Origin of the sequence: Falsiroseomonas sp., from assembly GCF_051859025.1 — a bacterium.
Classification (GTDB): domain Bacteria; phylum Pseudomonadota; class Alphaproteobacteria; order Acetobacterales; family Acetobacteraceae; genus Falsiroseomonas.
Map to the genome: position 1 here is coordinate 33,997 of NZ_JBHYGL010000005.1, position 21,240 is coordinate 55,236.

Annotated in this window: 23 protein-coding genes and 1 tRNA gene; 17 read left to right on the forward strand and 7 right to left on the reverse strand. The window is 69.7% G+C overall.

Features of this window, described 5'->3' with window-relative positions; translation table 11 throughout:
* Nucleotides 1-2 precede the first annotated feature (2 nt).
* From ilvC to puuE, 5 genes are all read left to right on the forward strand, one after another.
* A complete protein-coding gene (ilvC, locus tag ACTIE5_RS07795; RefSeq protein WP_439549129.1) occupies nucleotides 3-1,019 on the forward strand; it encodes a ketol-acid reductoisomerase in 1,017 nt (338 codons plus the stop codon).
* A 75-nt stretch (nucleotides 1,020-1,094) separates the two neighbouring features.
* Nucleotides 1,095-1,718, forward strand: coding sequence for an aspartate/glutamate racemase family protein (locus tag ACTIE5_RS07800; RefSeq protein WP_439549130.1), 624 nt, complete (start codon nucleotides 1,095-1,097; stop codon nucleotides 1,716-1,718).
* Nucleotides 1,719-1,770: 52 nt separating this feature from the next.
* The gene (locus tag ACTIE5_RS07805; RefSeq protein WP_439549131.1) at nucleotides 1,771-2,388 is read left to right on the forward strand and encodes an SOUL family heme-binding protein; all 618 of its coding nucleotides are present in this window, start codon (nucleotides 1,771-1,773) and stop codon (nucleotides 2,386-2,388) included.
* A complete protein-coding gene (locus ACTIE5_RS07810) occupies nucleotides 2,385-2,690 on the forward strand; it encodes a hypothetical protein (RefSeq protein ID WP_439549132.1) in 306 nt (101 codons plus the stop codon). The genes ACTIE5_RS07805 and ACTIE5_RS07810 overlap by 4 nt, the downstream gene beginning before the upstream one ends.
* A 32-nt stretch (nucleotides 2,691-2,722) precedes the next feature.
* Nucleotides 2,723-3,661 (forward strand): allantoinase PuuE, encoded by a 939-nt coding sequence (gene puuE / locus ACTIE5_RS07815; protein WP_439549133.1) that lies wholly within the window; start codon nucleotides 2,723-2,725, stop codon nucleotides 3,659-3,661.
* 7 nt (nucleotides 3,662-3,668) lie between these two features.
* Here puuE and ACTIE5_RS07820 read toward each other — a convergent pair whose 3' ends face one another.
* The gene (locus ACTIE5_RS07820) at nucleotides 3,669-4,646 is read right to left on the reverse strand and encodes an NAD(P)-dependent oxidoreductase (protein WP_439549134.1); all 978 of its coding nucleotides are present in this window, start codon (nucleotides 4,644-4,646) and stop codon (nucleotides 3,669-3,671) included.
* A gap of 298 nt (nucleotides 4,647-4,944) precedes the next feature.
* On the opposite strand from ACTIE5_RS07820, the gene ACTIE5_RS07825 reads away from it, so the two are divergent.
* On the forward strand, nucleotides 4,945-6,543 hold the full coding sequence (locus ACTIE5_RS07825; RefSeq protein ID WP_439549135.1) for a 2-isopropylmalate synthase: 1,599 nt from the start codon (nucleotides 4,945-4,947) through the stop codon (nucleotides 6,541-6,543).
* On the opposite strand, the gene ACTIE5_RS07830 is transcribed toward ACTIE5_RS07825, so the two are convergent.
* The 4 genes from ACTIE5_RS07830 to ACTIE5_RS07845 all read right to left on the reverse strand — a co-directional run bounded on the left by ACTIE5_RS07830 (nucleotide 6,512) and on the right by ACTIE5_RS07845 (nucleotide 9,643).
* Nucleotides 6,512-8,134, reverse strand: a complete 1,623-nt coding sequence (locus ACTIE5_RS07830) for a sensor histidine kinase (RefSeq protein WP_439549136.1) — start codon at nucleotides 8,132-8,134, stop codon at nucleotides 6,512-6,514. The two genes, ACTIE5_RS07825 and ACTIE5_RS07830, sit on opposite strands and share 32 nt — an antisense overlap.
* A gap of 22 nt (nucleotides 8,135-8,156) precedes the next feature.
* Entirely contained in the window at nucleotides 8,157-8,390 is a 234-nt protein-coding gene (locus ACTIE5_RS07835; RefSeq protein ID WP_439549137.1) for a NepR family anti-sigma factor, read from the reverse strand.
* Between the two features lie 63 nt (nucleotides 8,391-8,453).
* Nucleotides 8,454-9,038 carry a sigma-70 family RNA polymerase sigma factor gene (locus ACTIE5_RS07840; protein WP_439549138.1) on the reverse strand — a complete coding sequence of 195 codons (585 nt, stop codon included), beginning with the start codon at nucleotides 9,036-9,038 and terminating at the stop codon, nucleotides 8,454-8,456.
* A 65-nt stretch (nucleotides 9,039-9,103) separates the two neighbouring features.
* Nucleotides 9,104-9,643: a sigma-70 family RNA polymerase sigma factor gene (locus tag ACTIE5_RS07845; protein WP_439549139.1), complete on the reverse strand. Its 540-nt coding sequence runs from the start codon at nucleotides 9,641-9,643 to the stop codon at nucleotides 9,104-9,106.
* A gap of 56 nt (nucleotides 9,644-9,699) precedes the next feature.
* On the opposite strand from ACTIE5_RS07845, the gene ACTIE5_RS07850 reads away from it, so the two are divergent.
* The 4 genes from ACTIE5_RS07850 (at nucleotide 9,700) to ACTIE5_RS07865 (ending at nucleotide 13,283) form a co-directional block, all read left to right on the forward strand.
* Nucleotides 9,700-10,458, forward strand: a complete 759-nt coding sequence (locus ACTIE5_RS07850; protein WP_439549140.1) for a PhyR family response regulator anti-anti-sigma factor — start codon at nucleotides 9,700-9,702, stop codon at nucleotides 10,456-10,458.
* A gap of 96 nt (nucleotides 10,459-10,554) precedes the next feature.
* The gene (locus ACTIE5_RS07855) at nucleotides 10,555-10,719 is read left to right on the forward strand and encodes a DUF1328 domain-containing protein (RefSeq protein ID WP_203073768.1); all 165 of its coding nucleotides are present in this window, start codon (nucleotides 10,555-10,557) and stop codon (nucleotides 10,717-10,719) included.
* Nucleotides 10,720-10,768: 49 nt separating this feature from the next.
* Nucleotides 10,769-11,419, forward strand: coding sequence for a hypothetical protein (locus ACTIE5_RS07860; RefSeq protein WP_439549141.1), 651 nt, complete (start codon nucleotides 10,769-10,771; stop codon nucleotides 11,417-11,419).
* Between the two features lie 4 nt (nucleotides 11,420-11,423).
* Nucleotides 11,424-13,283 (forward strand): ABC transporter ATP-binding protein/permease, encoded by a 1,860-nt coding sequence (locus tag ACTIE5_RS07865; RefSeq protein WP_439549142.1) that lies wholly within the window; start codon nucleotides 11,424-11,426, stop codon nucleotides 13,281-13,283.
* On the opposite strand, the gene ACTIE5_RS07870 is transcribed toward ACTIE5_RS07865, so the two are convergent.
* Entirely contained in the window at nucleotides 13,284-13,814 is a 531-nt protein-coding gene (locus tag ACTIE5_RS07870; RefSeq protein WP_439549143.1) for a hypothetical protein, read from the reverse strand.
* A gap of 167 nt (nucleotides 13,815-13,981) precedes the next feature.
* On the reverse strand, nucleotides 13,982-14,218 hold the full coding sequence (locus tag ACTIE5_RS07875; RefSeq protein WP_439549144.1) for a YMGG-like glycine zipper-containing protein: 237 nt from the start codon (nucleotides 14,216-14,218) through the stop codon (nucleotides 13,982-13,984).
* Nucleotides 14,219-14,478: 260 nt separating this feature from the next.
* On the opposite strand from ACTIE5_RS07875, the gene ACTIE5_RS07880 reads away from it, so the two are divergent.
* From ACTIE5_RS07880 to ACTIE5_RS07910, 7 genes are all read left to right on the forward strand, one after another.
* The gene (locus ACTIE5_RS07880) at nucleotides 14,479-15,522 is read left to right on the forward strand and encodes a rod shape-determining protein (RefSeq protein ID WP_439549145.1); all 1,044 of its coding nucleotides are present in this window, start codon (nucleotides 14,479-14,481) and stop codon (nucleotides 15,520-15,522) included.
* 31 nt (nucleotides 15,523-15,553) lie between these two features.
* A complete protein-coding gene (gene mreC, locus ACTIE5_RS07885) occupies nucleotides 15,554-16,417 on the forward strand; it encodes a rod shape-determining protein MreC (RefSeq protein WP_439549146.1) in 864 nt (287 codons plus the stop codon).
* An 11-nt stretch (nucleotides 16,418-16,428) separates the two neighbouring features.
* Nucleotides 16,429-16,962, forward strand: a complete 534-nt coding sequence (locus tag ACTIE5_RS07890) for a rod shape-determining protein MreD (protein WP_439549147.1) — start codon at nucleotides 16,429-16,431, stop codon at nucleotides 16,960-16,962.
* A gap of 147 nt (nucleotides 16,963-17,109) precedes the next feature.
* Nucleotides 17,110-19,002: a penicillin-binding protein 2 gene (gene mrdA, locus ACTIE5_RS07895; protein ID WP_439549148.1), complete on the forward strand. Its 1,893-nt coding sequence runs from the start codon at nucleotides 17,110-17,112 to the stop codon at nucleotides 19,000-19,002.
* Nucleotides 19,003-19,026: 24 nt separating this feature from the next.
* Nucleotides 19,027-20,178 carry a rod shape-determining protein RodA gene (gene rodA, locus ACTIE5_RS07900; RefSeq protein WP_439549149.1) on the forward strand — a complete coding sequence of 384 codons (1,152 nt, stop codon included), beginning with the start codon at nucleotides 19,027-19,029 and terminating at the stop codon, nucleotides 20,176-20,178.
* 84 nt (nucleotides 20,179-20,262) lie between these two features.
* Nucleotides 20,263-20,338: transfer RNA gene (locus ACTIE5_RS07905), tRNA-Lys, on the forward strand.
* 480 nt (nucleotides 20,339-20,818) lie between these two features.
* Nucleotides 20,819-21,199, forward strand: coding sequence for an H-NS histone family protein (locus tag ACTIE5_RS07910; RefSeq protein ID WP_439549150.1), 381 nt, complete (start codon nucleotides 20,819-20,821; stop codon nucleotides 21,197-21,199).
* Nucleotides 21,200-21,240: the final 41 nt, after the last annotated feature.

Below are 21,240 nucleotides of genomic sequence, written 5' to 3' on the forward strand. Positions count from 1 at the left end.
TAATGCGCGTTTATTATGACCGCGATGCGGACGTGAACCTGATCAAGGCCAAGAAGGTCGCGGTCATCGGCTTCGGCAGCCAGGGCCATGCCCATGCCCAGAACATGCGCGACAGCGGCGTGGCCGATGTCGTCATCGGGCTGCGCCCGGGCGGGTCCTGGACCAAGGCGGAAGCCGCCGGCTTCAAGGTGATGACGCCCGCCGATGCGGCCAAGTGGGCCGATGTGGTCATGGTGCTGACGCCGGACGAGCTGCAGGGCGACCTGTACCGGGACCACCTGCACGCCAACATGAAGCCCGGCGCCGCGCTGGCCTTCGCGCATGGCCTGAACGTGCATTTCAACCTGCTCGACCCCCGCGCCGACATCGACGTGTTCATGATCGCGCCGAAGGGCCCCGGCCACACGGTGCGCGGCGAATACCAGAAGGGCGGCGGCGTGCCCTGCCTCGTGGCCGTTCACCAGAACCCCTCGGGCAATGCACTCGAGATCGCGCTCTCCTATGCCTCCGCCATTGGTGGCGGGCGTTCGGGCGTGATCGAGACGACCTTCAAGGAGGAATGCGAGACCGACCTGTTCGGCGAGCAGGTTGTCCTCTGCGGTGGCCTGGTCGAGCTCATCAAGGCGGGCTTCGAGACGCTGGTGGAAGCCGGCTACGCCCCCGAGATGGCCTATTTCGAGTGCCTGCACGAGGTGAAGCTGATCGTCGACCTCATCTACGAGGGCGGCATCGCCAACATGAACTACTCGATCTCCAACACCGCCGAGTACGGCGAGTATGTGACCGGGCCGCGCATCATCACGTCCGAGACCAAGGCCGAGATGAAGCGCGTTCTCAACGACATCCAGTCCGGCAAGTTCGCGCGCGACTGGATGCTGGAGAACAAGGTGAACCAGGCGTCCTTCAAGGCGACGCGTCGCCGCCTGGCCGAACACCCGATCGAGGAAGTGGGCGAGAAGCTCCGCGGCATGATGCCCTGGATCAAGAAGAACCAACTGGTGGACAAGGCGAAGAACTGAGGCTGGCGGAAACGCCGTCTCGGGGGGGCGGCGGGGCAACCCGCCGCCCCTTTTGCGTTCATGGGGGAAACTGGAATGCGCACCATCGCCTGCCTGCACACCGCGGCCAGCAACGTCGCCGTCTTCGACGCGGCCTGCCCGCCGGGCGTCGTGCTGCGCCATACGGTGAATGAGTCGCTGCTGAAGGACGCGGAAGCAGCGGGTGGTCTGACGGACGCGATCGCGGCGCGCACGGCGCGGGCGCTGGAGGCGCTCGCCGGGCCGGGCGTGGATGCGGTGCTGCTGACCTGTTCCACGGTCGGGCCGGGGGTGGCGCTGGCCCGCGCCACGGTGCCGGTGCTGCGGGTGGATGCGGCGCTGGCGGAAGCGGCGACCAAGGGCGGCGGGCGCGTGGTGGTGCTCTGCGCCGTGGAGACGACCATGGAGCCGAGCCGCAAGGTGTTCGAAGGGCCGGCGGCGCGGCATGGCGCGACGCTGGAGGTGCGGCTGGTGCCCGGCGCCTGGACTGCCTTCCGCGGTGGCGATGTGAAGGGATATCACCGCCTGGTGGCGGAGGCTGCGGAGGCTGCCTTCGCCGAAGGGGCGGCCGAGGTCGCGCTGGCGCAGGCCTCCATGGCGGGCGCGGTCGCGATGGCGCGCGGCCGCCAGCCGCTGGCGAGCCCGCCGGTGGGGCTGGCCGCCGCCCTCGCAAGCGCGTGACCCCGGCCGGATTGGCTCGCGATGGCCAGGCCGGGGTGATAGCCATGCTTCCATGCTCAAGCACGTCGCAGCCCTGGCCTCTACGCTCGCCCTTTCCGCCTGCTCGGTCTTCGGCGTGAGGTCGGGGACGGAGGAGCCGCGCTTCGAGGCGCTGGGCACCGAGGCGGGGCTGGAGTTCCGCCGCTACGCGCCGCGCCTGGCAGCGGAGACGGTGGTGCCGGGGCCTGAGGAGGCGGCGCGGAGCGAGGGCTTCTCCCGCCTCGCCCGCTACATCTTCGGGGGCAATCGCGGTTCCGCGCGGATCGCGATGACGGCGCCGGTGGCGCAGGATTCGATGCGGATCGCGATGACCGCGCCGGTGGCGCAGGCTGCGACGCCGGGGGGCTATCGAATCCGCTTCTTCCTGCCCGCCTCGCTCCGCGACCCGCCGGCGCCGCTGGATGCGCGCGTGACGGTGGTGGAGGTGCCGGCGGAGACGGTGGCGGTACAGCGCTTCTCCGGCCTGCCGAGCCCGGAAGCGGTGGCGGAGGCGCGCCGCCGGCTGGAAGCGGCGCTGCCGGCGACGCGCTGGGTGGCCGCCGGCGATGCAGTGGCCTGGTTCTACGATCCGCCCTGGACCATCCCGGCGCTGCGGCGGAACGAGGTCGCGGTGCCGGTGGTGCCGCGGTGATCCGGCTGGCGATGCTGCTGGTGCTGCTGGCGGCGCCGGCCGCCGCGCAATCCGGCGACTGGACCGCCGAGAAATGCAGCCGCTACAGCCAGGTGTGGCCGGAGGCGCTGGCGCGCTTCGGGCGCGTCGGCCTGTCCGAGGAATTCCTGGCGCGGCATGAGGCCTTCCTCACTTCCGGCTGCCGGACGCGGGATGTGTGCCCGCGGTCTCCCCAGGAGATCGCCCTGGCGGATGTCATGACCATCGCGGCGATGAATGCAGGTACCGCGAGCAGCTTCGTGCCCTTTGTCTGCCGCGATTGACCGACTGGGGCGGTGCTTGTCACTGTTCCGGCATGACAGACATCCGCTTCCCCGATGACGGCTCCGGCTATCCCCGCGACCTCCGCGGCTATGGCGCCAACCCGCCTGACCCGAAATGGCCGGGGGGTGCGAAGCTCGCGCTGTCCTTCGTGCTCAACTACGAGGAGGGCGGCGAGAACACCGTGCTGAACGGCGACTCAGGTAGCGAATTGTACCTGCATGAGGTGCCGGGCGGGTCGCCCACGGTCGGCGAACGCAACCGCAGCACGGAGACGCAGTTCGACTACGGCGCGCGGGCCGGCGTGTGGCGGGTGATGCGGCTGTTCGCGCAGCAGGGGCTGAACTTCACGGTCTACGGCGTGGGCCGCGCGCTGGAACTGAACCCTGATGTTGCGCGCGCCTTCGCGGAGGCGGGGCATGAAGTCGCCTCCCACGCCTGGCGCTGGTTCGACTACCACGCCATGAGCGAGGCCGAGGAGGTCGAGCACATCAATCGCTGCGTGGAGACCATCGCGCGGCTGACGGGGACGCCGCCGGTGGGCTGGTACACGGGGCGGTTCAGTCCGATGACGCGCCGGTTGGTCGCGCGGCATGGCGGGTTCCTCTACGACAGCGACAGCTACGATGACGACCTGCCGCATTACGTCGATGTGGAGGGGAAGAAGGTGCTGGTGATCCCCTACACCCTCGACAACAACGACATGAAGTTCGCGGTGCCGCCGGGCTTCGGCGATCCGGATGGGTTCGAGCGCCATCTGCGCGACGCCTTCGACCTGCTGCTGGAAGAAGGGCGGGCGGGGAGTCCCAAGATGATGTCGGTCGGGCTGCATTGCCGTCTGGTGGGGCGCCCCGGGCGCGCGCGGGCGCTGCAGCGCTTCCTCGCGCATGTGGCGAAGCATCGGGACGAGGTGTGGGTCGCGCGGCGGGCAGATATCGCGCGGCATTGGTGGGCGGCGCATCCGCCCACCTGATCCGGGTTCAGCCCTTCTGCAAAATCCAGGGGTTCACCATCATCGCCGGGTCCGGCTTGCCGTCCAGCGCATCCAGCATGTTCTGGGCGGCGAAGACCGCCATGCGGTCCTGGCCTTCCTTCGTGCTGGCGGCGGAATGCGGGCTGATGACGACGTTGGGCAGGGTGAGAAGGGGGTTGCCGGCGATGGCGGGCTCAACTTCCAGCACATCGAGGCCGGCGCCCATCAGGTGGCCGGACCGCAGCGCCTCCACCAGCGCATCCTGCTTCACCACGGGGCCGCGGGCGGTGTTCACCAGGATGGCGCCGGGCTTCATGGCGGCGAAGGCGGCCTCATCCATCAGGTGATGGGTGGCGGGCATCAGGGGGCAGTGCAGCGTCACCACATCGGCCTCCGCCAGGCCGGCATGCAGGTCTCGCACACAGCGGAAGCCATCGGCGGCGATGCGGTGGGGGGCGAAGTTCGGGTCCAGCACCGCGACATCCAGCTTGAAGGCCTTGAGATACTGCGCGACGCGGGTGCCGATGCGGCCATAGCCGACGACGAGCGCCTTGCGGCCGGCGAGGTCCACCATCCGCAACCCGTCCTGCGGCCACCAGCCGCCATCGCGGGCGACATGGTTGTGGATGTCGACAGCCCGCCGCGCCACGGCCAGCAGCAGCATCATCGCGTGTTCGGCAACGGAAAGGTCGTTCGATCCGTTCGCGACCATCACGGCGATGCCGCGTTCCGAACAGGCGGTGATGTCCACCGTGTCGTAGCCGACGCCGATGCGGGAGACGGCGCGCAGGCGGGGGGCGGCGGCAAGGGCGGCGCGGTCCACACGGTTGGTCCAGGCGATGCAGGCCTCGGCATCGGCCAGGGCGGCGTGCCATTCGGCCTCCGTGGGGTCGTGCAGCACCTGCATGTCGAGGTCGCGCCGCGCCTCCAGCACCGCCATCCCGGCATCCGTGAGCCTGCGGCCCACCACCACCTTGAACGTCATCGCCTGTGTTTCCCCACCCTTAACGCCGCCATGGTGAAGCGGGCGGGGCCGGCACGCCAGTGCTTGCAGGGGCGCGCGCAGGCGGTTAGGGTGCGGGCAGCCATGACGCCCCGCGCGCGCCTTTCCGAGCCGACCACTGCCCCTCGGGCGGGTCTGTGCCTGCGCGCCCTTCTCCTTCTTCGACTTAGCCACCCCTGGGCGTAACGTCCGGTCGATCAAGGCCGGCACCGCTCAGGGGACCCTGAGGGCAGGTTTGCCCTCGCGCATGGCTCAATGACGAATCGAAGGAACGCACCCCATGGCCATCACGCATCCGTCCTTCGGGACGATGGACCCCGACCGCATCATCGTGTTCGACACCACGCTGCGCGACGGTGAACAATCCCCCGGCTTCTCCATGAACCTGGAGGAGAAGATCCGTATGGCGGAGGCGCTGCACGAACTCGGCGCCGATGTGCTGGAAGCGGGCTTCCCCATTGCCAGCATCGGGGATTTCGAAAGCGTCCACGCTATCGCCCAGAAGTTCAGCAAGGACGGGCCGGTGGTCTGCGGCCTGGCGCGGACGGCGCCGGGTGACATCGCGCGGGCGGCGGAAGCCATCAAGCCGGCGGCTCGCAGCCGCATCCACACCTTCGTCTCCACCAGCCCGCTGCATATGCGCGTGAAGCTGCGTATGGAGCCGGAGGATGTGCTGGCGCTGGTGACGAGTTCCGTCACGCTCGCGCGCAACGCGACGGCCGATGTGGAATGGAGCGCCGAGGACGGCACGCGGACGGAGATCGACTTCCTCTGCCGCTGCGTGGAGGCCGCCATCAAGGCCGGCGCCACCACCATCAACATCCCCGATACCGTCGGCTATGCGGTGCCGGAGGACATGGCGAACATCTTCTCCACCGTGCGCAACCGCGTGCCGGGGGCGGAGAAGGTCATCTTCTCCACCCACAACCACAATGACCTCGGCCTGGCGGTTGCGAACACCATCGCGGCGATCCGCGCCGGCGCGCGCCAGGTGGAATGCACGATCAACGGGATCGGCGAACGGGCGGGCAATGCAAGCCTGGAAGAGATCGCGATGGTGCTGCGCACGCGGCATGATGCGCTGCCCTTCGCGAACAGCGTCGCCACGCCCAACATCCTGCGCACGTCGCGCCTGCTGGCGACGATCACGGGCTTCGACGTGCAGCCGAACAAGGCGATCGTCGGCCGCAACGCCTTCGCGCATGAGTCCGGCATCCACCAGGACGGCATGCTGAAGGACAGCTCGACCTACGAAATCATGACTCCCGAAAGTGTCGGGTGGACGAAGTCGTCGTTGGTTCTGGGGAAGCATTCCGGCCGCGCTGCCTTCAAGGACAAGCTGAAGGCGCTGGGCTACGATGTCGGCGACAACGCCATGAACGACGCCTTCAAGCGGTTCAAGGACCTCGCTGACCGCAAGAAGGTCGTCTACGACGAGGACATCGTGGCGCTGGTGGATGACGAGGTCGTCCGCGCGAATGACCGCATCAAGCTGGTGGGCCTGAGTGTCTCCACGGGGATGCACACGCGGCCCATCGCCTCCATCGCGCTGGAAGTGGATGGGGAGGCGCGTGAGGGCGTGGCCGGTGGCGATGGTGGCGTGGACGCGACCTTCGCGGCGCTGCGCCAAGCCTTCCCGCATGAGGTGAACCTGAAGCTCTACGCCGTGCAATCCGTCACCGGCGGCACGGATGCGCAGGCGCGCGTGACCGTGCGGCTGGAGGAGGAAGGCAAGCATGTGGACGGGCAGGGCGCGGATACCGACACCATCGTCGCTTCCGCCCGTGCCTATGTGCACGCGCTGAACAAGCTGCTGGTGAAGCGCCAGCGCACCGCGCCGGCGGCCCTCACGCCCTCTCAGGTGCAGGGGGCGGCCTGACGGAAGGCGGCGGGCGGGGCAGGGGCGCGCGCAGGGGAAAGTCCAGCGTCAGCCCCGCCTCCTGCCGCTTCAACTCGCCGCCGAGTTGCCGCGCCAGGCCGCGCAGCAGCATGGCGCGCAGTTGGTCGTCGCTGCGCGGCGTCACGCCATCATCGCTGATGGCGAGGTTGGCGCGGCGTTCATCGGCTTCGACCCGAATGGTGATGCGGCCGCTGTGGCTGGGCGGGAAGCCCTGCTTCAGCGCGGCGGAAACGGCTTCCGTGATGATGAGGGCGAGTGGCACCGCCTGGTCCGAGGAGATGCGCAGCGCGGGCGCGGAGACATCCAGCACGATGCGCCGGCCGGGACGATCGCCGACGGCCGCGAAAAGCTGGGCGCCCAGTTCCTCGATGAAGGCGCCGAGGTCGATCGCCTCCGGGTCGTGATGCGCATACATGTGGCGGTGCAGCGTCGCGATGGCGCCGATGCGGTCGCGCGCGGCCTCGAACTCCGCGCGCGCCGCGGCATCGGTGACGCGCTGGGCCTGCAGCGCCAGCAGGCTGCTGACGATCTGGAGGTTGTTCTTGACGCGGTGATGGACCTCGGAGGCGAGGATCTCCGCGCGTTCGCGGGCGCCTTTCAGATCGGCTTCCCGCGCGGCCAGGGCTTCGGCGCCGGCGACGAAGCTTTCGGCGAGGTCACGGATCTCATCGGGCATGCCGGCGCGGTCGGGCGCCTCGACGCTGCCGCCCCGCTGGCGCCATTGCGTCACGATGCGACGCAGCTGCATCAGGGGGCGTGTGACGGCGTAGCCGGAGCCGAGCATGACGGCGCCGATGCTCAGCGCCAGCAAAGCGAGGATTTCGCCCAGGCGCTGGAGCGCGACCATGATCGCGGCCTCGCGCGCTGCGGTCCCGGATTGCGCGACGAGGAGCGAAAGGTTCTCCGCGATCGGGGCATGCGACAGCAGCAGGGGCCCGCCGGTTGAATCGAGCATCGTGTCGGCATCCGCGTGCCAGCCGGTGGGCGCCGCGGGGCCATCGGCGCTGATCGGCCAGGCATTTCCCTCCGCATCCACGATCCAGGCGTTCAGGCCCGGTGGCGGCAGCGGGAGCGAGACGTCGGCCGAGAGGCGCCGTCCATCGACGTCCCGCGTCAGCGTCGCCAGGCCGCGCTGGACCAGCACCTGGCGTTCGGCGGAGGTGTGGGGGGCGTCCACCAGGACCTGCCCCGCCGCGCAGGCGCCGCGGCCATCTTCCTGAATCAGGCGCAGCGTCAGGCCGGGGGGCAGGGTTGTTGCCGCCAGGGTGCGGCAGGCCGTGCCGATGTCGCCGATGGCGCCCAGGACATGCAGCGCGGTGTCCGCCACGTCCAGCCTTGCGGCGACGCGCCGCAGCAGCAGGTCGCGCTGGGTGGTCAACCCGGCGCGTGCCTCGCGCAGCGATGCGTTGAAGTCAGTGATCGTGCCGGCGAGCGCGATGACCACCACCGGCGTCGCCGCCAGCAGCAGAAGGCCGATGAGGCGACCGCGAATGGTCGCGTGTGGGCGCGGCAGGCGCCAACCAAGTCGGCTGGCGGCTGGCTCCGCGGGCAAGTGGTCGGGGCCGGGCATCTTCATCCCGCACCCCGCCGCCTCAGCCGCAGTCCCTGGATTTGTCGGCGGATTTGTCGGCCGTTCTGTCGGCCTCGATCAGGCGAAGGAGTTCCGCCGGGATCGGTTCGTTCGCCACGCTGTCGTAGAGTTGATGAAGCCCGCGCTGCAGCCAGAGCCCGAACGGGTCCTCCAACGCGCCACGACCCCCCGTCGCCGGTTGGCAGGGGGCTGGAGACGGGCTCGGGGGAGGGGTCCTGCTGTCGCTTGTGTCCATGTCCATCGCCGCCAACGGCGCCGCACCAGAGACTGGGCCGTTGCGGCGCCGTGTCAGCGGGACTTAGGCGAACAACTGCTGATCGCCAACCCCTGCGCGACGATCCTTGGCGCTGCGCGCTTCCTGCGCACGGTCCTCGGCCTGCGTCGCCTCGTTGCGGGTCGCGCTTTCCTCGCCCATCAACCAGGTCTGCAACTGGCGGCGGGCACGGAACACGCGGGACTTCGCCGTACCGACGGCGCAGCCCGTGGCTTCCGCCACATCCTCGTAGGACATGCCCTGCAGCACCACCATGAACAGTGCCTCGCGCTGGTCGGCGGGCAGACGGTTCACGGCGTGGCCGAGTTCCTTGAGGATCAGACGATCCTCGTGCGTGGCGCTGACAGCGAAGGCGCCGGCGGGAAGATCCTCGATATCCGTCGTCTCGCGCTGCTTGCGCAGCGTGCTGATGAAGCGGTTGCGCAAGATACGGTGCATCCACGCGGCGAAGTTCGTGCCGGGCGTGAAGCTGTTCTGCGCCGCCAGCGCGTTCGCCACCGCGTCCTGCACCAGGTCTTCCGCCGCGGCCCGGTTGCGCGTCAGCGCAAGGGCCTGCACCCGCAGGCGGGGCAGCAGCGTGATCAACTGGCTGTGGAACTCGTTCGGCATGGTCAACTCCGTCCTGGATACAGGGGGAATGACCGGGCGACGTATCCGGTTGCATCTCGCTTCCGTTACCCGATCACGGGAGCGAGATCATCGGCCAGTGCCTTTCGCGCGCGGGACACGCGCGCCTTCATCGTCCCGACGGGCACGTTGCAGATGGCGGCCGCTTCCTCATGGCTCAGGCCGCGCGCCGCAACGAGCACCAGCGCCTCTCTCAGCGTGGGCGACAGGCGGGCGAGCGAACGGGCGAGGTCGCGCAATTCATGCGCCGTCTCCTGCTCCGCAGGTTGGGGCGGGATGTCGGGTGGCGGGGCGTCGAGGTGCAGTTGTTCGCGCTTCGCGCGGCGCCAGCCCTCGCGGAAGGCGTTGCGCAGCACCGTCAGGGCCCAGGGACGCACCGCCAGGCGCAGATCATGCGCGAGCTCCGTCTGTGGTTCGAAGGCATCGAGGTTGCGCAACATGCGCAGCACCGCGTCCTGCACCAGATCGTCGGCCTCCGCTCTCGAACGCGTGAGCATCCGGGCGGCGGCACGGAGTTCCGGCAACAACTGCGCGATAGCGCCGCGCATCGCCGTGTCTTTGGCTTGTTCAATCACGGAACGCTGCATATCAACGACCGGACGGGCGCGGCACCGCACTCTGTCGGATCGGAGATGACAAGGTGATGAGCGACATCGGACGGACGGCGCTGATCGGTGCCCTGCCTTACGCGCGGCGCTATGCGCGCGCGCTGACGGGTTCGCAGGCGCGCGGCGATGCGATGGTGGCGGATGCGCTGCGTGGCGGTCTGGCGTCGCCCGATGCGGTGCAGGAACCGGTGCTGGCGGCGCGTGTCGCGTTCTACACGGCCATCGGGCGAAAGGCGGCCGACCACGCCCCGGGCGATGAGGAAGACGGCGCGCTGACGCCGACGCAGCGCATGCTGCTGCTGCTCACCTCGCTTGAGGAACTGGACACGCACCATGCGGCCATCGCGGTCGGCTTGCCGGTGGTGGTGGCGACAGAGGCGGTGGAGGCGGCGCGCGCGCATCTGCGGGCCGGCGCTGTGGCGCGCGTCCTCATCATCGAGGATGAGCCCATCATCGCGATGGATCTCCAGCAACTCGTGGAGAATGCGGGGCATGAGGTGGTCGGCATCGCATCCAGCGAGGATGAGGCCGTGGCGATCGCCGCCGCCGAATTGCCGACGCTGGTGCTGGCGGATGTCAACCTCGGTGCGGGCGGCGATGGGGCGAACGCCGTCTCGCGCATCATGGCACGGCATCGCGCGCCGGTCATCTTCGTCACCGCCTATCCGGAACGGCTGCTGACGGGGCAGGACCTGGAACCGGCCTTCGTCATCACCAAGCCGTTCGAACCGACAACGCTTGCCGTCGCGACCTACCAGGCGGTGACGCGCGGCGTGCATCTCGACCCCGTCTGAGCCACGCAAGCCCGGCGGCCATATTCCCGTTCCGGTGGGGAAACCGGTCAGGGCTTCTCGCGTTCGTGGGGCGGTTCCCACAAGCGGGAGGCGCTCATGCTCTACTGGACCCTCATCTTTCTTGTCGTCGCGCTGATCGCGGGGCTTTTCGGCTTTGGCGGCATCGCGTCCGCATCGGCCGGCATCGCGAAGATCCTCTTCGGCATCTTCATCGTGCTGTTCCTGGTCAGCCTCGTCTTCGGCGCGATTCGCGGCGCCTGACGGGATGCACCGCAGGGGGAAGGGCGCGCCGCGCCGGTTGATGCTGGGCATGGCCGCGTGCCTTCCGTTCCTGGGCCCCGCCGTGGCGCAGGACAGGCCGCCACCGCGGCCGCAATCTGATCTCTGGTTCGATCCGACCCAGCTTCCATCCTTCACCGGGACGGTGGAGCGCTACCTGATCAACCCGCGGGGTGAGACGGATGCGCTGCTGTTCCGGGAGGGACCGCAGATCGTCTTCCCGCCGGATGTCGCGCAGGCCGTGCGGGATGCCGCACCGGCAGGGCGGCCGATCATCGTCTGGGGCATCCGCGCGCGCCACGCGCCGGTCATCACCATGCTGGCCTTCGCGCCCAATGCCGACAGCGTGCCTGGCGTGGTGGACCGCTTCTACTGGCGGCTCGGCGGGCGCAGCGCGGCGGAGCGGGCGGAGCGCGTCAGCGCCGCCGGCACGGTCAAGGCGCCCTATTTCGCGCCACAGGGGGAAATCGCCGGCGCGATCCTCGACGATGGCACGGTCATCACCCTGCCACCCGGCGCCTCCGACGGCTTTCGCGACCTGCTGCGGCCGGGGGCGCGGCTGGCTGCCGAAGGCCCGGGCGTCGCGGGCGACCATGGAAGGGCGCTCGCCGCCGATCGGCTGGGCGAGAATGCCGATAATCTGAGGCCCGTCCCGGTCCCCGACCCCCAACGCAGGCGCTGATCCCATGGCGGACTCCACCGAGGCGCAAGCCGATGCCGCGCCGCGGCAGGGCTTCTTCCGGCGCTTCTGGCGATTGGCACGCGGCTACTACGCATCGCCCCAGGACCGGAAGCGCGCCTGGCTGCTGACGATCGGCGTCATCGTGCTGACGCTGGCGCAGATCCTGGTGCAGGTGCGCTTCAACCTGTGGAACCGCGATTTCTTCAACGCGCTGGAGAACCGCGACCGCGCGGCCTTCTTTGGCCAGATGTGGATGTTCGGCGCGCTGATCGTCGCCGCGATGGTCACCGCCGTGGCGCAGCTCTGGGTGCGGCAGGCGCTGATGCTGGATTGGCGGCGCTGGCTGGTGCACCGGCTGCAGGGGCGCTGGCTGGAAGGCGGGCGCCACTACCAGCTGAACTTCATGCCCGATGCCGCCGACAATCCCGACCAGCGCATCAGCGAGAATACGCGCTGGGCGACCGCGATGGCGGTCGACCTGCTGGTGGGGCTGCTGGGGTCGATCCTGACCCTGGCATCCTTCCTCGGCATCCTCTGGACGCTGTCGGGGCCGCTGCATGTCGCCTTCGGCGCCAATGAGTTCGAGATCCCCGGCTACATGGTCTGGGCCGCGCTGATCTATGCCGTGATCGGGTCGGTGCTCACCTGGTTCATCGGCGGGCCGATGGTGGACATCAACATCCGGCGCAACGAGGCCGAGAGCAACCACCGCTTCGCCCTGATCCGGATGCGGGAGAGCAGCGAGGGCATCGCGCTGATTCGCGGCGAGGCCGATGAGGAACGCGGCCTGAAGCGCGCCTTCGGCCAGGTCGTCAACGTGATGAAGGACCTCTATGGCAGCGAGCGGCGACTGATGTGGCTGACCTCCGCCTATGGCATGGCGGCGGGGGTGGTGCCGATCCTGGTGGCGAGCCCGCGCTACTTCGCCGGCGCCATTACGCTCGGCGTGCTGATGCAGATCACGCAGGCCTTCCTGGAGGTGACCCGCAGCCTGAACTGGTTCGTGGACAAGTTCCCCATCCTGGCGGATTGGCGCAGCCATGTGGAACGCGTCGCCGCGCTGGAGGACACCTTCGACGAGGCCGAGGCGATGGAGGCCGAGCAGCGCATCGTGGTGAAGGAAGGGCCGGATGAGCAGGGGCGGGAGATCCTGGCCTTCCGCGACCTCCAGATCGGCCATGCCGACGGCAATGTCGTCATCCAGGAAGCCAATGCGGAGATCAAGGCGGGGGAGAAGGTGCTCATTGTGGGGGAGAGCGGGACGGGCAAGTCCACGCTGTTCCGCGCCATCGCGGGTCTATGGCCCTGGGGGGCGGGGGAGATCCGCATCCCGCCGCGCGACCGCATGATGTTCATGCCGCAGCGCCCCTACATCCCGCTGGGGTCGCTGCGCGCGGCGCTGGCCTATCCCGCGGCGCCCAAGAAGTTCGCCGATGCCGCGCTGGCCGCGGCGCTGGAACGCTGCGGGCTGCCGCATCTGGTGCCGAGGCTGGAGGAGGAGGATCGCTGGGATCGCGTGCTGTCGCTTGGCGAACAGCAGCGCCTGGCCTTCGCCCGCCTGCTGCTGCATCGCCCCCGCTGGGTCTTCCTGGACGAGGCGACTGCCGCGCTGGACGAGGAGAACCAGGACGTGATGATGAACCTGTTCCGGGAGGAACTGGCGGAAAGCGCGCTCGTCTCGATCGGGCACCGCCCGGGGCTCGATGCCTATCACGACCGGACGCTGCATCTTTCCCGCGCTCCGGATGGCGCGAGGCTTGAGGTGAGGCGCCGCGTCGGGCCGGCACCCCGGCCGAAGGGCCGGGCGGCGCCGCTGGTGGCGGCCGGGCGCGGGGCGCTGCGGCGGATGCTGCGGCGGAATTGATCAGGCGCGCTGAAGCCGCGCGGCTTCCCGCAGGCCGGCGCGGGCTTCGGCGGCGAAGCGGCAGGCCAGGCGGATTGCCTCCTGCTCCGCCTGGCGGGGATGGGTCAGCGTCAGGCCCACCGTCATCACCCGCCCGGCAACGCCGGTGACGCAGACGATTTCCGTGACCATGCCACGCGCCGCCGGCAGGGTCGTGCGGTTGCAGAGCAGGTCGGTGGCGCTGCCGTCATGAACGATGAAGCTGCGCCAGCGAAGCTCCGAGGGTCGTCGGCCAGCGCCGCCGCGGCGACCCGCATCCTCCAGCATCCGCAGCGAGGCATCGCCGGTCGCCTCGGCCAGCGCGCCGCGGGCGGTGGCGGAGGTAGCGCCATCCGGCACAGGCAGGGCGGTGGGGGCGGATAGCATGATGGCGGCGGTGGCGTTGGGGCGGGCGTAGGCCATCACGGCCCCGCTTCGGGTGGTTTGCGCGGGCGCCTGGCGACGCAGGGTCGCCAGGCGGTCGGGCAGGGCGGCGAGCAGGGCCACGTCCATGCCCGGCGCGGGTCCGGAAGCCCTGGCCGGGGCCAGGGTGGCGCATCCCCCGGCCACCAGCGCGGCGGCAAGCAGGGCGCGGCGCATCCGGCCGGGGTGGCATCGGTTTCCCATCCCGGCAGGGTAGAAGGGTGGGGAGCCGGAACGCTATGGCTGTGATGCGCGGGTCAGCGCCAGGCGGGGCGGCCGAGGTTGACGCTGCCGGGGCTGGTCAGCGCGCCGCCGGCCGCGCCGGCCGCGCCGCCGATCAGCGCGCCGGTGCCGACCCCGCCGCCCGAGACGGCACCGATGGCGGCACCCGCGCCAGCGCCGAGCAGGCCGCCGGAGACGGCACGGTCGCCGGTGGTCTGGCCGCACCCGGCCATGCCGCCAGCGACCAGGAGAAGCAGGGGAAGACGGCGCATTGTGACCTCCTTCGGGGTTCGTATGCCGTCCGTAACGCTGCCGAAGGCGTCCGGTTTGCCGGGGCGGGTGCCGGGGCGGGGTGCCGGATGCTCATCAGGGCTTGAGCCAGGGGCGGGGGAGGGCTATCGGAAGCCCCTCTCGCCACCCCGCGGCGCCGTGAGGACCGGGCGGCGCCATGCATCAGGGGCCCCCTGGCGTGGCGCGCCGGGCCGATGGCGGGCGGGTCCGCTGGCATCGACGCCTGGAAGGTCCCCGCCGCATGTTCTCCCGCCTGTTCGGCTTCCTGTCGGCCGACATGGCCATCGACCTCGGCACCGCGAATACGCTGGTCTATGTGAAGGGCCGCGGGATCGTGCTGAATGAGCCTTCGGTCGTGGCCATTTCCGACCATCGCGGCAAGAAGCAGGTGCTGGCGGTGGGTGAGGAGGCCAAGCTGATGCTGGGCCGCACCCCCGGCAACATCGCCGCCATCCGGCCGTTGCGGGACGGCGTGATCGCGGACTTCGAGGTGGCGGAGGAAATGATCAAGCATTTCATCCGCAAGGTGCATAACCGCCGCTCCTTCGCCTCCCCCCTCATCATCGTCTGCGTCCCCTCCGGCTCCACCGCCGTCGAACGGCGGGCAATCCAGGAATCGGCGGAATCGGCTGGCGCCCGTAAGGTGCTGCTGATCGAGGAGCCGATGGCGGCCGCGATCGGCGCGGGGCTGCCGGTGACGGAGCCGTCTGGGTCCATGGTGGTGGATATCGGCGGCGGCACGACGGAAGTGGCGGTGATCTCGCTCGGCGGCATCGTCTATGCGCGGTCCGTCCGCGTCGGCGGCGACAAGATGGATGAGGCGATCATCAGCTACATCCGCCGCCAGCATAACCTGCTGATCGGCGAAAGCACGGCCGAGCGCATCAAGATGGAGATCGGCGCCGCGGCCCCGCCCCCGGATGGGGAGGAAGGGCCGATGACGGAGGTCAAGGGCCGCGACCTGATGAACGGGGTGCCGCGGGAGGTGATCGTCAGCCAGCGGCAGATCGCCGAAAGCCTCTATGAACCGGTGATCGCGATCGTCGAGGCGGTGCGGGTGGCGCTGGAGAATACGCCCCCCGAACTGGCTGCGGACATCGTGGACAAGGGAATCGTCCTGACCGGCGGCGGCGCGCTGCTGCACCGGCTGGACGGCGTGCTGCGGGATGCCACCGGACTGCCCGTTGTGGTGGCGGAGGATGCCCTGTCCTGCGTCGCTCTCGGCACCGGGCGGGCGCTTGAGGAGATGAAGCGGCTTCGCCACGTGCTCACCTCCATGTATTGATAGGGGATAGGTTCTTGCGGGGGGGCGTCGGTTGATCCGTCTCAGCATTCCGCTCCGGCAGGCGCTGTCGCGCCTGTCACTGCCCGTGCTGATCGCGGTCGCGTTCGGCACGATGCTGCTCGGCAAGGCCGATGCGCTGCTGGCGGAGCGTGCGCGGACGGCGCTGGCGGACGCACTGATGCCCTTCTACGCCGCCTTCGCGGAGCCCGCCCATGCGGTGCGGGACGCGGTGGAGGAGCTGGAGCAGCTCTTCGTCATGCGGGAGGAGAATGCCCGCCTGCGGGAGGAGAATGAGCGGCTGCGCCGTTGGCAGGCGGCCGCACTCTCCCTGGAAGCCGAGAATGCGATGCTCCGGCGGCAGCTGGCCTTCGTGCCGGAACGCGCGCCCGCCTACCACACCGCCCGCGTCGTGGCGGATGGCGGCGGTGTCTATGCGCGGGCGGTGCTGCTTTCCATCCCGCCGGAGATGCAGGTCCGACGCGGGCAGATCGCGCTGGATGAGCGTGGCTTCGTTGGCCGGGTGACGGAGGTGGGCAACCGGTCCGCCCGCGTGCTGCTGGCGACCGACATGAACAGCCGCATTCCCGTGACCCTGGAAGGCAGCCGGGCGCGGGCGATGATGGTGGGCACCAATGGCGCGCGGCCGCGGCTGCAGCATTGGGCGGAAGGCAGCCGGCCGGCGGAGGGCGAGCGCATCGTCACGAGTGCGGAGGGCGTGGCCTTTCCCGCAGGGCTGCCGATCGGCGTGGTGCGCTGGACCGAATCGGGGACGGCGGAGGTGGAATTGTTCGCGCGGCTGGACCGGCTGGACGTGGTGCGGCTGTTCGATTTCGGCCTGGGCGGCATCCTGCCGCCGGAAGCCGTGGCGCGGCCCGAACCGCGTGGCCGGCGCTGAGGTCATCCCCCATGGTCGGGCGGCCCGAACCATCGCCCGGATTGCTGCGCCGGCTGGACGACCTGGCGCGCGCGGCCTTCCCCGCGGTGTGCGCCGCTGTGCTCATGATCATGGCATCGGGCCCGACCGGCCTGGCCACCCTGGTGCCGGCGGTGGCGCTGCCCTGCATCATCTTCTGGTCCATCTTCCGGCCGGGTGCGATGCCGCCGCCGGCAGTCGCGGTGCTGGCGCTGCTGCAGGACCTGCTGACGCTCGCGCCGCTGGGCACGGGGGTGGTGACGCTGCTGGTGGCGCATGGGCTGGCGGTGGCCTGGCGGCGCTTCCTGGTGCGGCAGAGCTTCGTCTTCGTCTGGCTCGCCTTCTGCGGCTTCGCCATGGGGACGGCCGGGCTGGGCTGGATGCTGACGGCGCTGCTGGCCTGGGACCTGCCGGCGCCGGCGCCTTCCCTGCACCAGGCCGCGCTTTCCGCCGGGCTGTACCCCGCCTTCGCCTTCGTGCTCGGCCGCATCCACACGGCGATGCGGCGGGCGGAGGAGACGGTGTGAGCTGGCCCATCATCCTGCGCCCCACCCCCCTTCGGGCCGCGAATGCGGCCCCGCGAGCAGCGCACCCGCATGGCCCCGCACAACAGCGCGTCGTCGCGCAAGGCAAGGCGGCGGATGCCGCCGCCCGCCGCTTGAGGGCATGAAAACATGAGCCGCAAGCAGCGGGAGGAGGAGCGGGTCCGCAGCATCTTCGGCCGGCGGGCGCTGCTGCTCGGCGCGGGCCAGATGGGGTTGCTGGGGTTCCTGGCCCATCGCCTGCACACGCTGCAGGTGGATGAGGGGGAGCGCTACGCGACGCTGGCGGAGGAGAACCGCCTTTCCGCCCGCCTTCTGGCGCCGCCGCGCGGGCGGGTGCTGGACCGGGAAGGGCGCGTCATCGCGGGCAACCAGCTGAACTGGCGCGCCCTGCTGGTGGCGGAGCAGACCTCCGATGTCGGCGCGACGCTGGAGACGCTGACCAAGATCATCCCGCTGACGGATGCGGAACGTGCGCGAATCGAGCGCGAGGTGCGCCGCCGCCGCCGCTTCGTCCCCGTGGTGGTGCGCGAATTCCTGAGCTGGGAGGAGATGGCGCGGATCGAGCTGAACGCGCCCGACCTGCCCGGTATCAGCGTCGATGTCGGTACCACGCGGATCTACGCCGAGGGCGAGCACCTGGCCCACATCGTGGGCTATGTCGCGCCGCCGGCGGAGCGCGACATGGATGGCGACCCGCTGCTGGAACTGCCCGGCATCCGCGTCGGCCGGGCGGGGATCGAGCGGCACCACGACCTGGCGCTGCGCGGCCGCGCCGGCGCGGTGCAGCTGGAGGTGAACGCCGTCGGCCGCGTGATCCGGGAGCTGGACCGGCGGGAGGGCGTGCAGGGCCAGGACGTGCAGCTTTCCGTCGATGCGGAACTGCAGAAGTCGATCCGCGGCAAGATCGAGGAAGGCACCTCCGTCGTCCTGATGGATGCGCGGAACGGCGAATTGCTGGCGATGGCGACGCAGCCGAGCTTCGACCCGAATGTGTTCAATTCCGGCGTCTCCGCCGCGCAATGGCGGGAATGGACGGCCAACCGGGCGACGCCGCTGATCAACAAGGCGACCAACGGGCTCTACGCGCCCGGTTCCACCTTCAAGATGGTGGTGGCGCTGGCGGGGCTGGAGGCGAGGGTGGTGACGCCGGCGGAACGCGTGACCTGCCCCGGCTACATGGACCTGGGCGACAGCCGCTTCCATTGCTGGCACCGGCCTGGCCATGGCGGCGTGGACATGCGGACGGCCCTGAAGGTGTCCTGCGACGTCTATTTCTATGAGGTCGCGAAGCGCGTCGGCATGGACCGCATCGCCGCCATGGCACGACGCTTCGGACTCGGTGTGCCGCTGGAGATCGAGTTGCCGGGCACGCGGGCGGGGCTGGTGCCGACGCGCGAATGGCGGCTGGCGCAGGGCAAGCCCTGGGCGCTGGGCGATACCGTGGTGCATGGCATCGGGCAGGGCTTCTACCAGCTGACTCCGCTGGCACTCGCGACCATGACGGCGCGGCTGGCGACGGGACGCGCGGTGCAGCCGCACCTCACGCGGTCCATCGGCGGGCGGCCGGTGCGGGGCGTGCGGGCGGAGGATTGGCCGAGCCTCGGCATTCCGGAACGTGACCTGCGCCTGGTGCGCGAAGCGATGTGGGCGGTGGTGAACGAACAGGGCGGCACGGCGCGGATCGCCAGGCTTCCCCCGGAACTCGGCGCCATGGCGGGCAAGACCGGCACGACGCAGGTGCGGCGGGTGAGCCGGGAGCAGCGCGAACGCGGCTTCCGGGTGGACCAGATGCCGCGGGAATGGCGGCCACACGCCCTGTTCGTGGCCTTCGCGCCGCTGGAGAACCCGATCTTCGCCGTCTCCGTCGTGGTGGAGCATGGCACGAGCGGGTCCGCCGCCGCGGCGCCGCTGGCGAAGGATGTGCTGGTGGAGGCGTTCCAGCGCCTGAGGCCCGGGCCCGGGGGCCTTCCCGCGAGGGTGGCAGAGGCGCCCCGATCCGCCGTGCCGCCGGCACGCCCATGAAGTTCGCCCCATGAAATTCGCCCCATGAAATTCGAACGGCGGCTGCTGCTGCGGGAACGCGGCAGCGGGGTATTCGAGAAGCTCTGGCAGATCCCCTGGGTCTTCGTGCTGCTGCTCTGCGCCGTCGCGGGCGTGGGGTATGTGGCGCTGTATTCCGCGGGTGGCGGCTCCCCTGATCCCTATGCGGGGCGGCACGCCATCCGCTTCGGCTTCGGCCTGGTGATGATGCTGTCGATCGCGCTGGTGGATATCCGGCTGATCGCGCGCTTCGCCTGGGTCGGCTACGCGATGGGCGTCGGCCTGCTGGTGTTGGTGGCGCTGCACGGCCAGGTAGGGAAGGGCGCGCAGCGCTGGATCGATGTCGGCCCGGTGCAGCTGCAGCCATCCGAACTCATGAAGATCATGCTGGTGGTCGCGCTGGCATCCTGGTTCCACAAGGCGTCGTGGGAGCGGATAGGCAATCCGCTGTTCCTGATCCCGCCAATCATCGCGGTGCTGGTCCCGGCGGCGATGATCTTCAAGCAGCCTAATCTCGGCACGGCACTGATCACGCTGATGATCGGCGGCGCGGTGTTTTTCGCGGCCGGCGTCCGGCTTTGGAAATTCGCGCTGGTGGTCGGCGCCGTCGCGATTGTCGCGCCGATCGTCTACGAGCATCTGCACGACTATCAGCGCGCCCGGATCACCACCTTCCTGGATCCGGAAAGCGATCCGCTGGGGGCGGGCTACAATATCATCCAGTCCAAGATCGCCCTGGGTTCCGGCGGCTTCTGGGGGAAGGGGTTCCTGCAGGGAACGCAGGGACACCTGAACTTCCTGCCGGAGAAGCAGACGGATTTCATCTTCACCATGCTGGCCGAGGAATTCGGCCTGGTCGGAGGCCTGTCCGTGCTCGGCCTGCTGGCCTGCGTGATCGCCTTCGGCTTCCTGGTGGCGCTGCGCAGCCGGCACCAGTTCGGGCGGCTGCTCGCGGTGGGGCTGGCGACGAACTACTTCCTCTATGTGTTCGTCAACATCGCCATGGTGACGGGCTCCATCCCCGTGGGCGGTGTCCCGCTGCCGCTGATCAGCCATGGCGGATCAGCGATGATCACGGTGATGATCGGCTTCGGCCTGCTGATGTCGGCCCATGTGCACCGTGATGCGGAGATGGGGACGGAACGCGGCGAGACCTGACGCAAATGCAGGTCTCCCATGACCGCATGGGCTTGCCAAACCGCGTCCCACCCCTTAAACGCCCCCCACCGGCGGTTACCGCCCGGGCGCTTAGCTCAGTTGGTAGAGCAGCTGACTCTTAATCAGCGGGTCGTAGGTTCGAGCCCTACAGCGCCCACCATCCCCCCCTTGTGAGCATCGAAGTCTCCATCGCACTCGCCGTCACCGGCTGGGTGATCCGCGTCTGATCGCGCGCTGCCAGGTGGAATGACGGGTTCGGAAAGCGGTGGTTTCCGGGCATCCCGCATCCGGGATAGGTCGCGCTATAACAGGCTGCGGAAAAACGGGACGGGTCGGCTGGGCGGTGCCTTTCCGCGCAGGGTGCGTCTGCCGCTCGCCACGATGTCCCTGCATCGTGTCTTCGCGTCATCCTTCCCTGCACGAAAACTCGCTTGCCCATCCTCAGCCGCCCGTTCTTCCGCAGCCTGTTAAGGCCGGTATCGCAATGGAAGGCGGCGGCCACGAGGGCGTTAATCCCTTTCGCCGGACAATCAGTGCGTCGCCTCGCGATTAATTCGTTTCCAGCGCCGGTTTTACGCGTTATGCCTCTGCCATTCGCCCGGATCGAAACGCCCCGGGCGGGCTGGATAAAGGCAACATCATGACGGCACCGGAAAAAAATACCCTCGCCACGGCGCTGGGTGCGCTGGAATCCCTGGACGTCGCGGAATTGCGGGAAGTCGCCGCGACCGCCGAACGCCTGGCGCAGGAGCGGGGCGATAGCGAACGCCGCAGCTTCATCGAGGAAACCCGCAAGAAGGCCGCGGCCCTCGGCATCAGCATCAACGACGTATTGGGCGACGTGGCGTCGTCCGCATCGGGCCGCCGCCGCAATGCGAAGCCCGAGAAGAAGACGCGCGCGAGTGCGGCGGTGAAGTATCGCGGGCCGAATGGGGAGAACTGGTCGGGCCGTGGGCGTCCGCCGCGCTGGGTGCAGGCGGTGGAGGCCGAAGGGCGCAGCCGGAACGACTACGCGGTCTGAAGCCGAAAGCGCCGGCGGGGGATCAACCCCGCCGGCGGTTA

Coding starts and splice junctions, on each gene's coding strand:
- rodA (WP_439549149.1), top strand. CDS start 19,027: ATGAAATTCGAACGGCGGCTGCTGCTGCGGGAACGCGGCAGCGGGGTA.
- ACTIE5_RS07805 (WP_439549131.1), top strand. CDS start 1,771: ATGCTCAAGCACGTCGCAGCCCTGGCCTCTACGCTCGCCCTTTCCGCC.
- ACTIE5_RS07840 (WP_439549138.1), bottom strand. CDS start 9,038: ATGCCGAACGAGTTCCACAGCCAGTTGATCACGCTGCTGCCCCGCCTG.
- ACTIE5_RS07880 (WP_439549145.1), top strand. CDS start 14,479: ATGTTCTCCCGCCTGTTCGGCTTCCTGTCGGCCGACATGGCCATCGAC.
- ACTIE5_RS07835 (WP_439549137.1), bottom strand. CDS start 8,390: ATGGACACAAGCGACAGCAGGACCCCTCCCCCGAGCCCGTCTCCAGCC.
- ACTIE5_RS07890 (WP_439549147.1), top strand. CDS start 16,429: ATGGTCGGGCGGCCCGAACCATCGCCCGGATTGCTGCGCCGGCTGGAC.
- ACTIE5_RS07850 (WP_439549140.1), top strand. CDS start 9,700: ATGAGCGACATCGGACGGACGGCGCTGATCGGTGCCCTGCCTTACGCG.
- ACTIE5_RS07865 (WP_439549142.1), top strand. CDS start 11,424: ATGGCGGACTCCACCGAGGCGCAAGCCGATGCCGCGCCGCGGCAGGGC.
- ACTIE5_RS07875 (WP_439549144.1), bottom strand. CDS start 14,218: ATGCGCCGTCTTCCCCTGCTTCTCCTGGTCGCTGGCGGCATGGCCGGG.
- ACTIE5_RS07860 (WP_439549141.1), top strand. CDS start 10,769: ATGGCCGCGTGCCTTCCGTTCCTGGGCCCCGCCGTGGCGCAGGACAGG.
- ACTIE5_RS07825 (WP_439549135.1), top strand. CDS start 4,945: ATGGCCATCACGCATCCGTCCTTCGGGACGATGGACCCCGACCGCATC.
- ACTIE5_RS07830 (WP_439549136.1), bottom strand. CDS start 8,134: ATGCCCGGCCCCGACCACTTGCCCGCGGAGCCAGCCGCCAGCCGACTT.
- ACTIE5_RS07870 (WP_439549143.1), bottom strand. CDS start 13,814: ATGGACGTGGCCCTGCTCGCCGCCCTGCCCGACCGCCTGGCGACCCTG.
- ACTIE5_RS07855 (WP_203073768.1), top strand. CDS start 10,555: ATGCTCTACTGGACCCTCATCTTTCTTGTCGTCGCGCTGATCGCGGGG.
- ACTIE5_RS07820 (WP_439549134.1), bottom strand. CDS start 4,646: ATGACGTTCAAGGTGGTGGTGGGCCGCAGGCTCACGGATGCCGGGATG.
- ACTIE5_RS07845 (WP_439549139.1), bottom strand. CDS start 9,643: ATGCAGCGTTCCGTGATTGAACAAGCCAAAGACACGGCGATGCGCGGC.
- mrdA (WP_439549148.1), top strand. CDS start 17,110: ATGAGCCGCAAGCAGCGGGAGGAGGAGCGGGTCCGCAGCATCTTCGGC.
- ACTIE5_RS07910 (WP_439549150.1), top strand. CDS start 20,819: ATGACGGCACCGGAAAAAAATACCCTCGCCACGGCGCTGGGTGCGCTG.
- puuE (WP_439549133.1), top strand. CDS start 2,723: ATGACAGACATCCGCTTCCCCGATGACGGCTCCGGCTATCCCCGCGAC.
- ACTIE5_RS07800 (WP_439549130.1), top strand. CDS start 1,095: ATGCGCACCATCGCCTGCCTGCACACCGCGGCCAGCAACGTCGCCGTC.
- ilvC (WP_439549129.1), top strand. CDS start 3: ATGCGCGTTTATTATGACCGCGATGCGGACGTGAACCTGATCAAGGCC.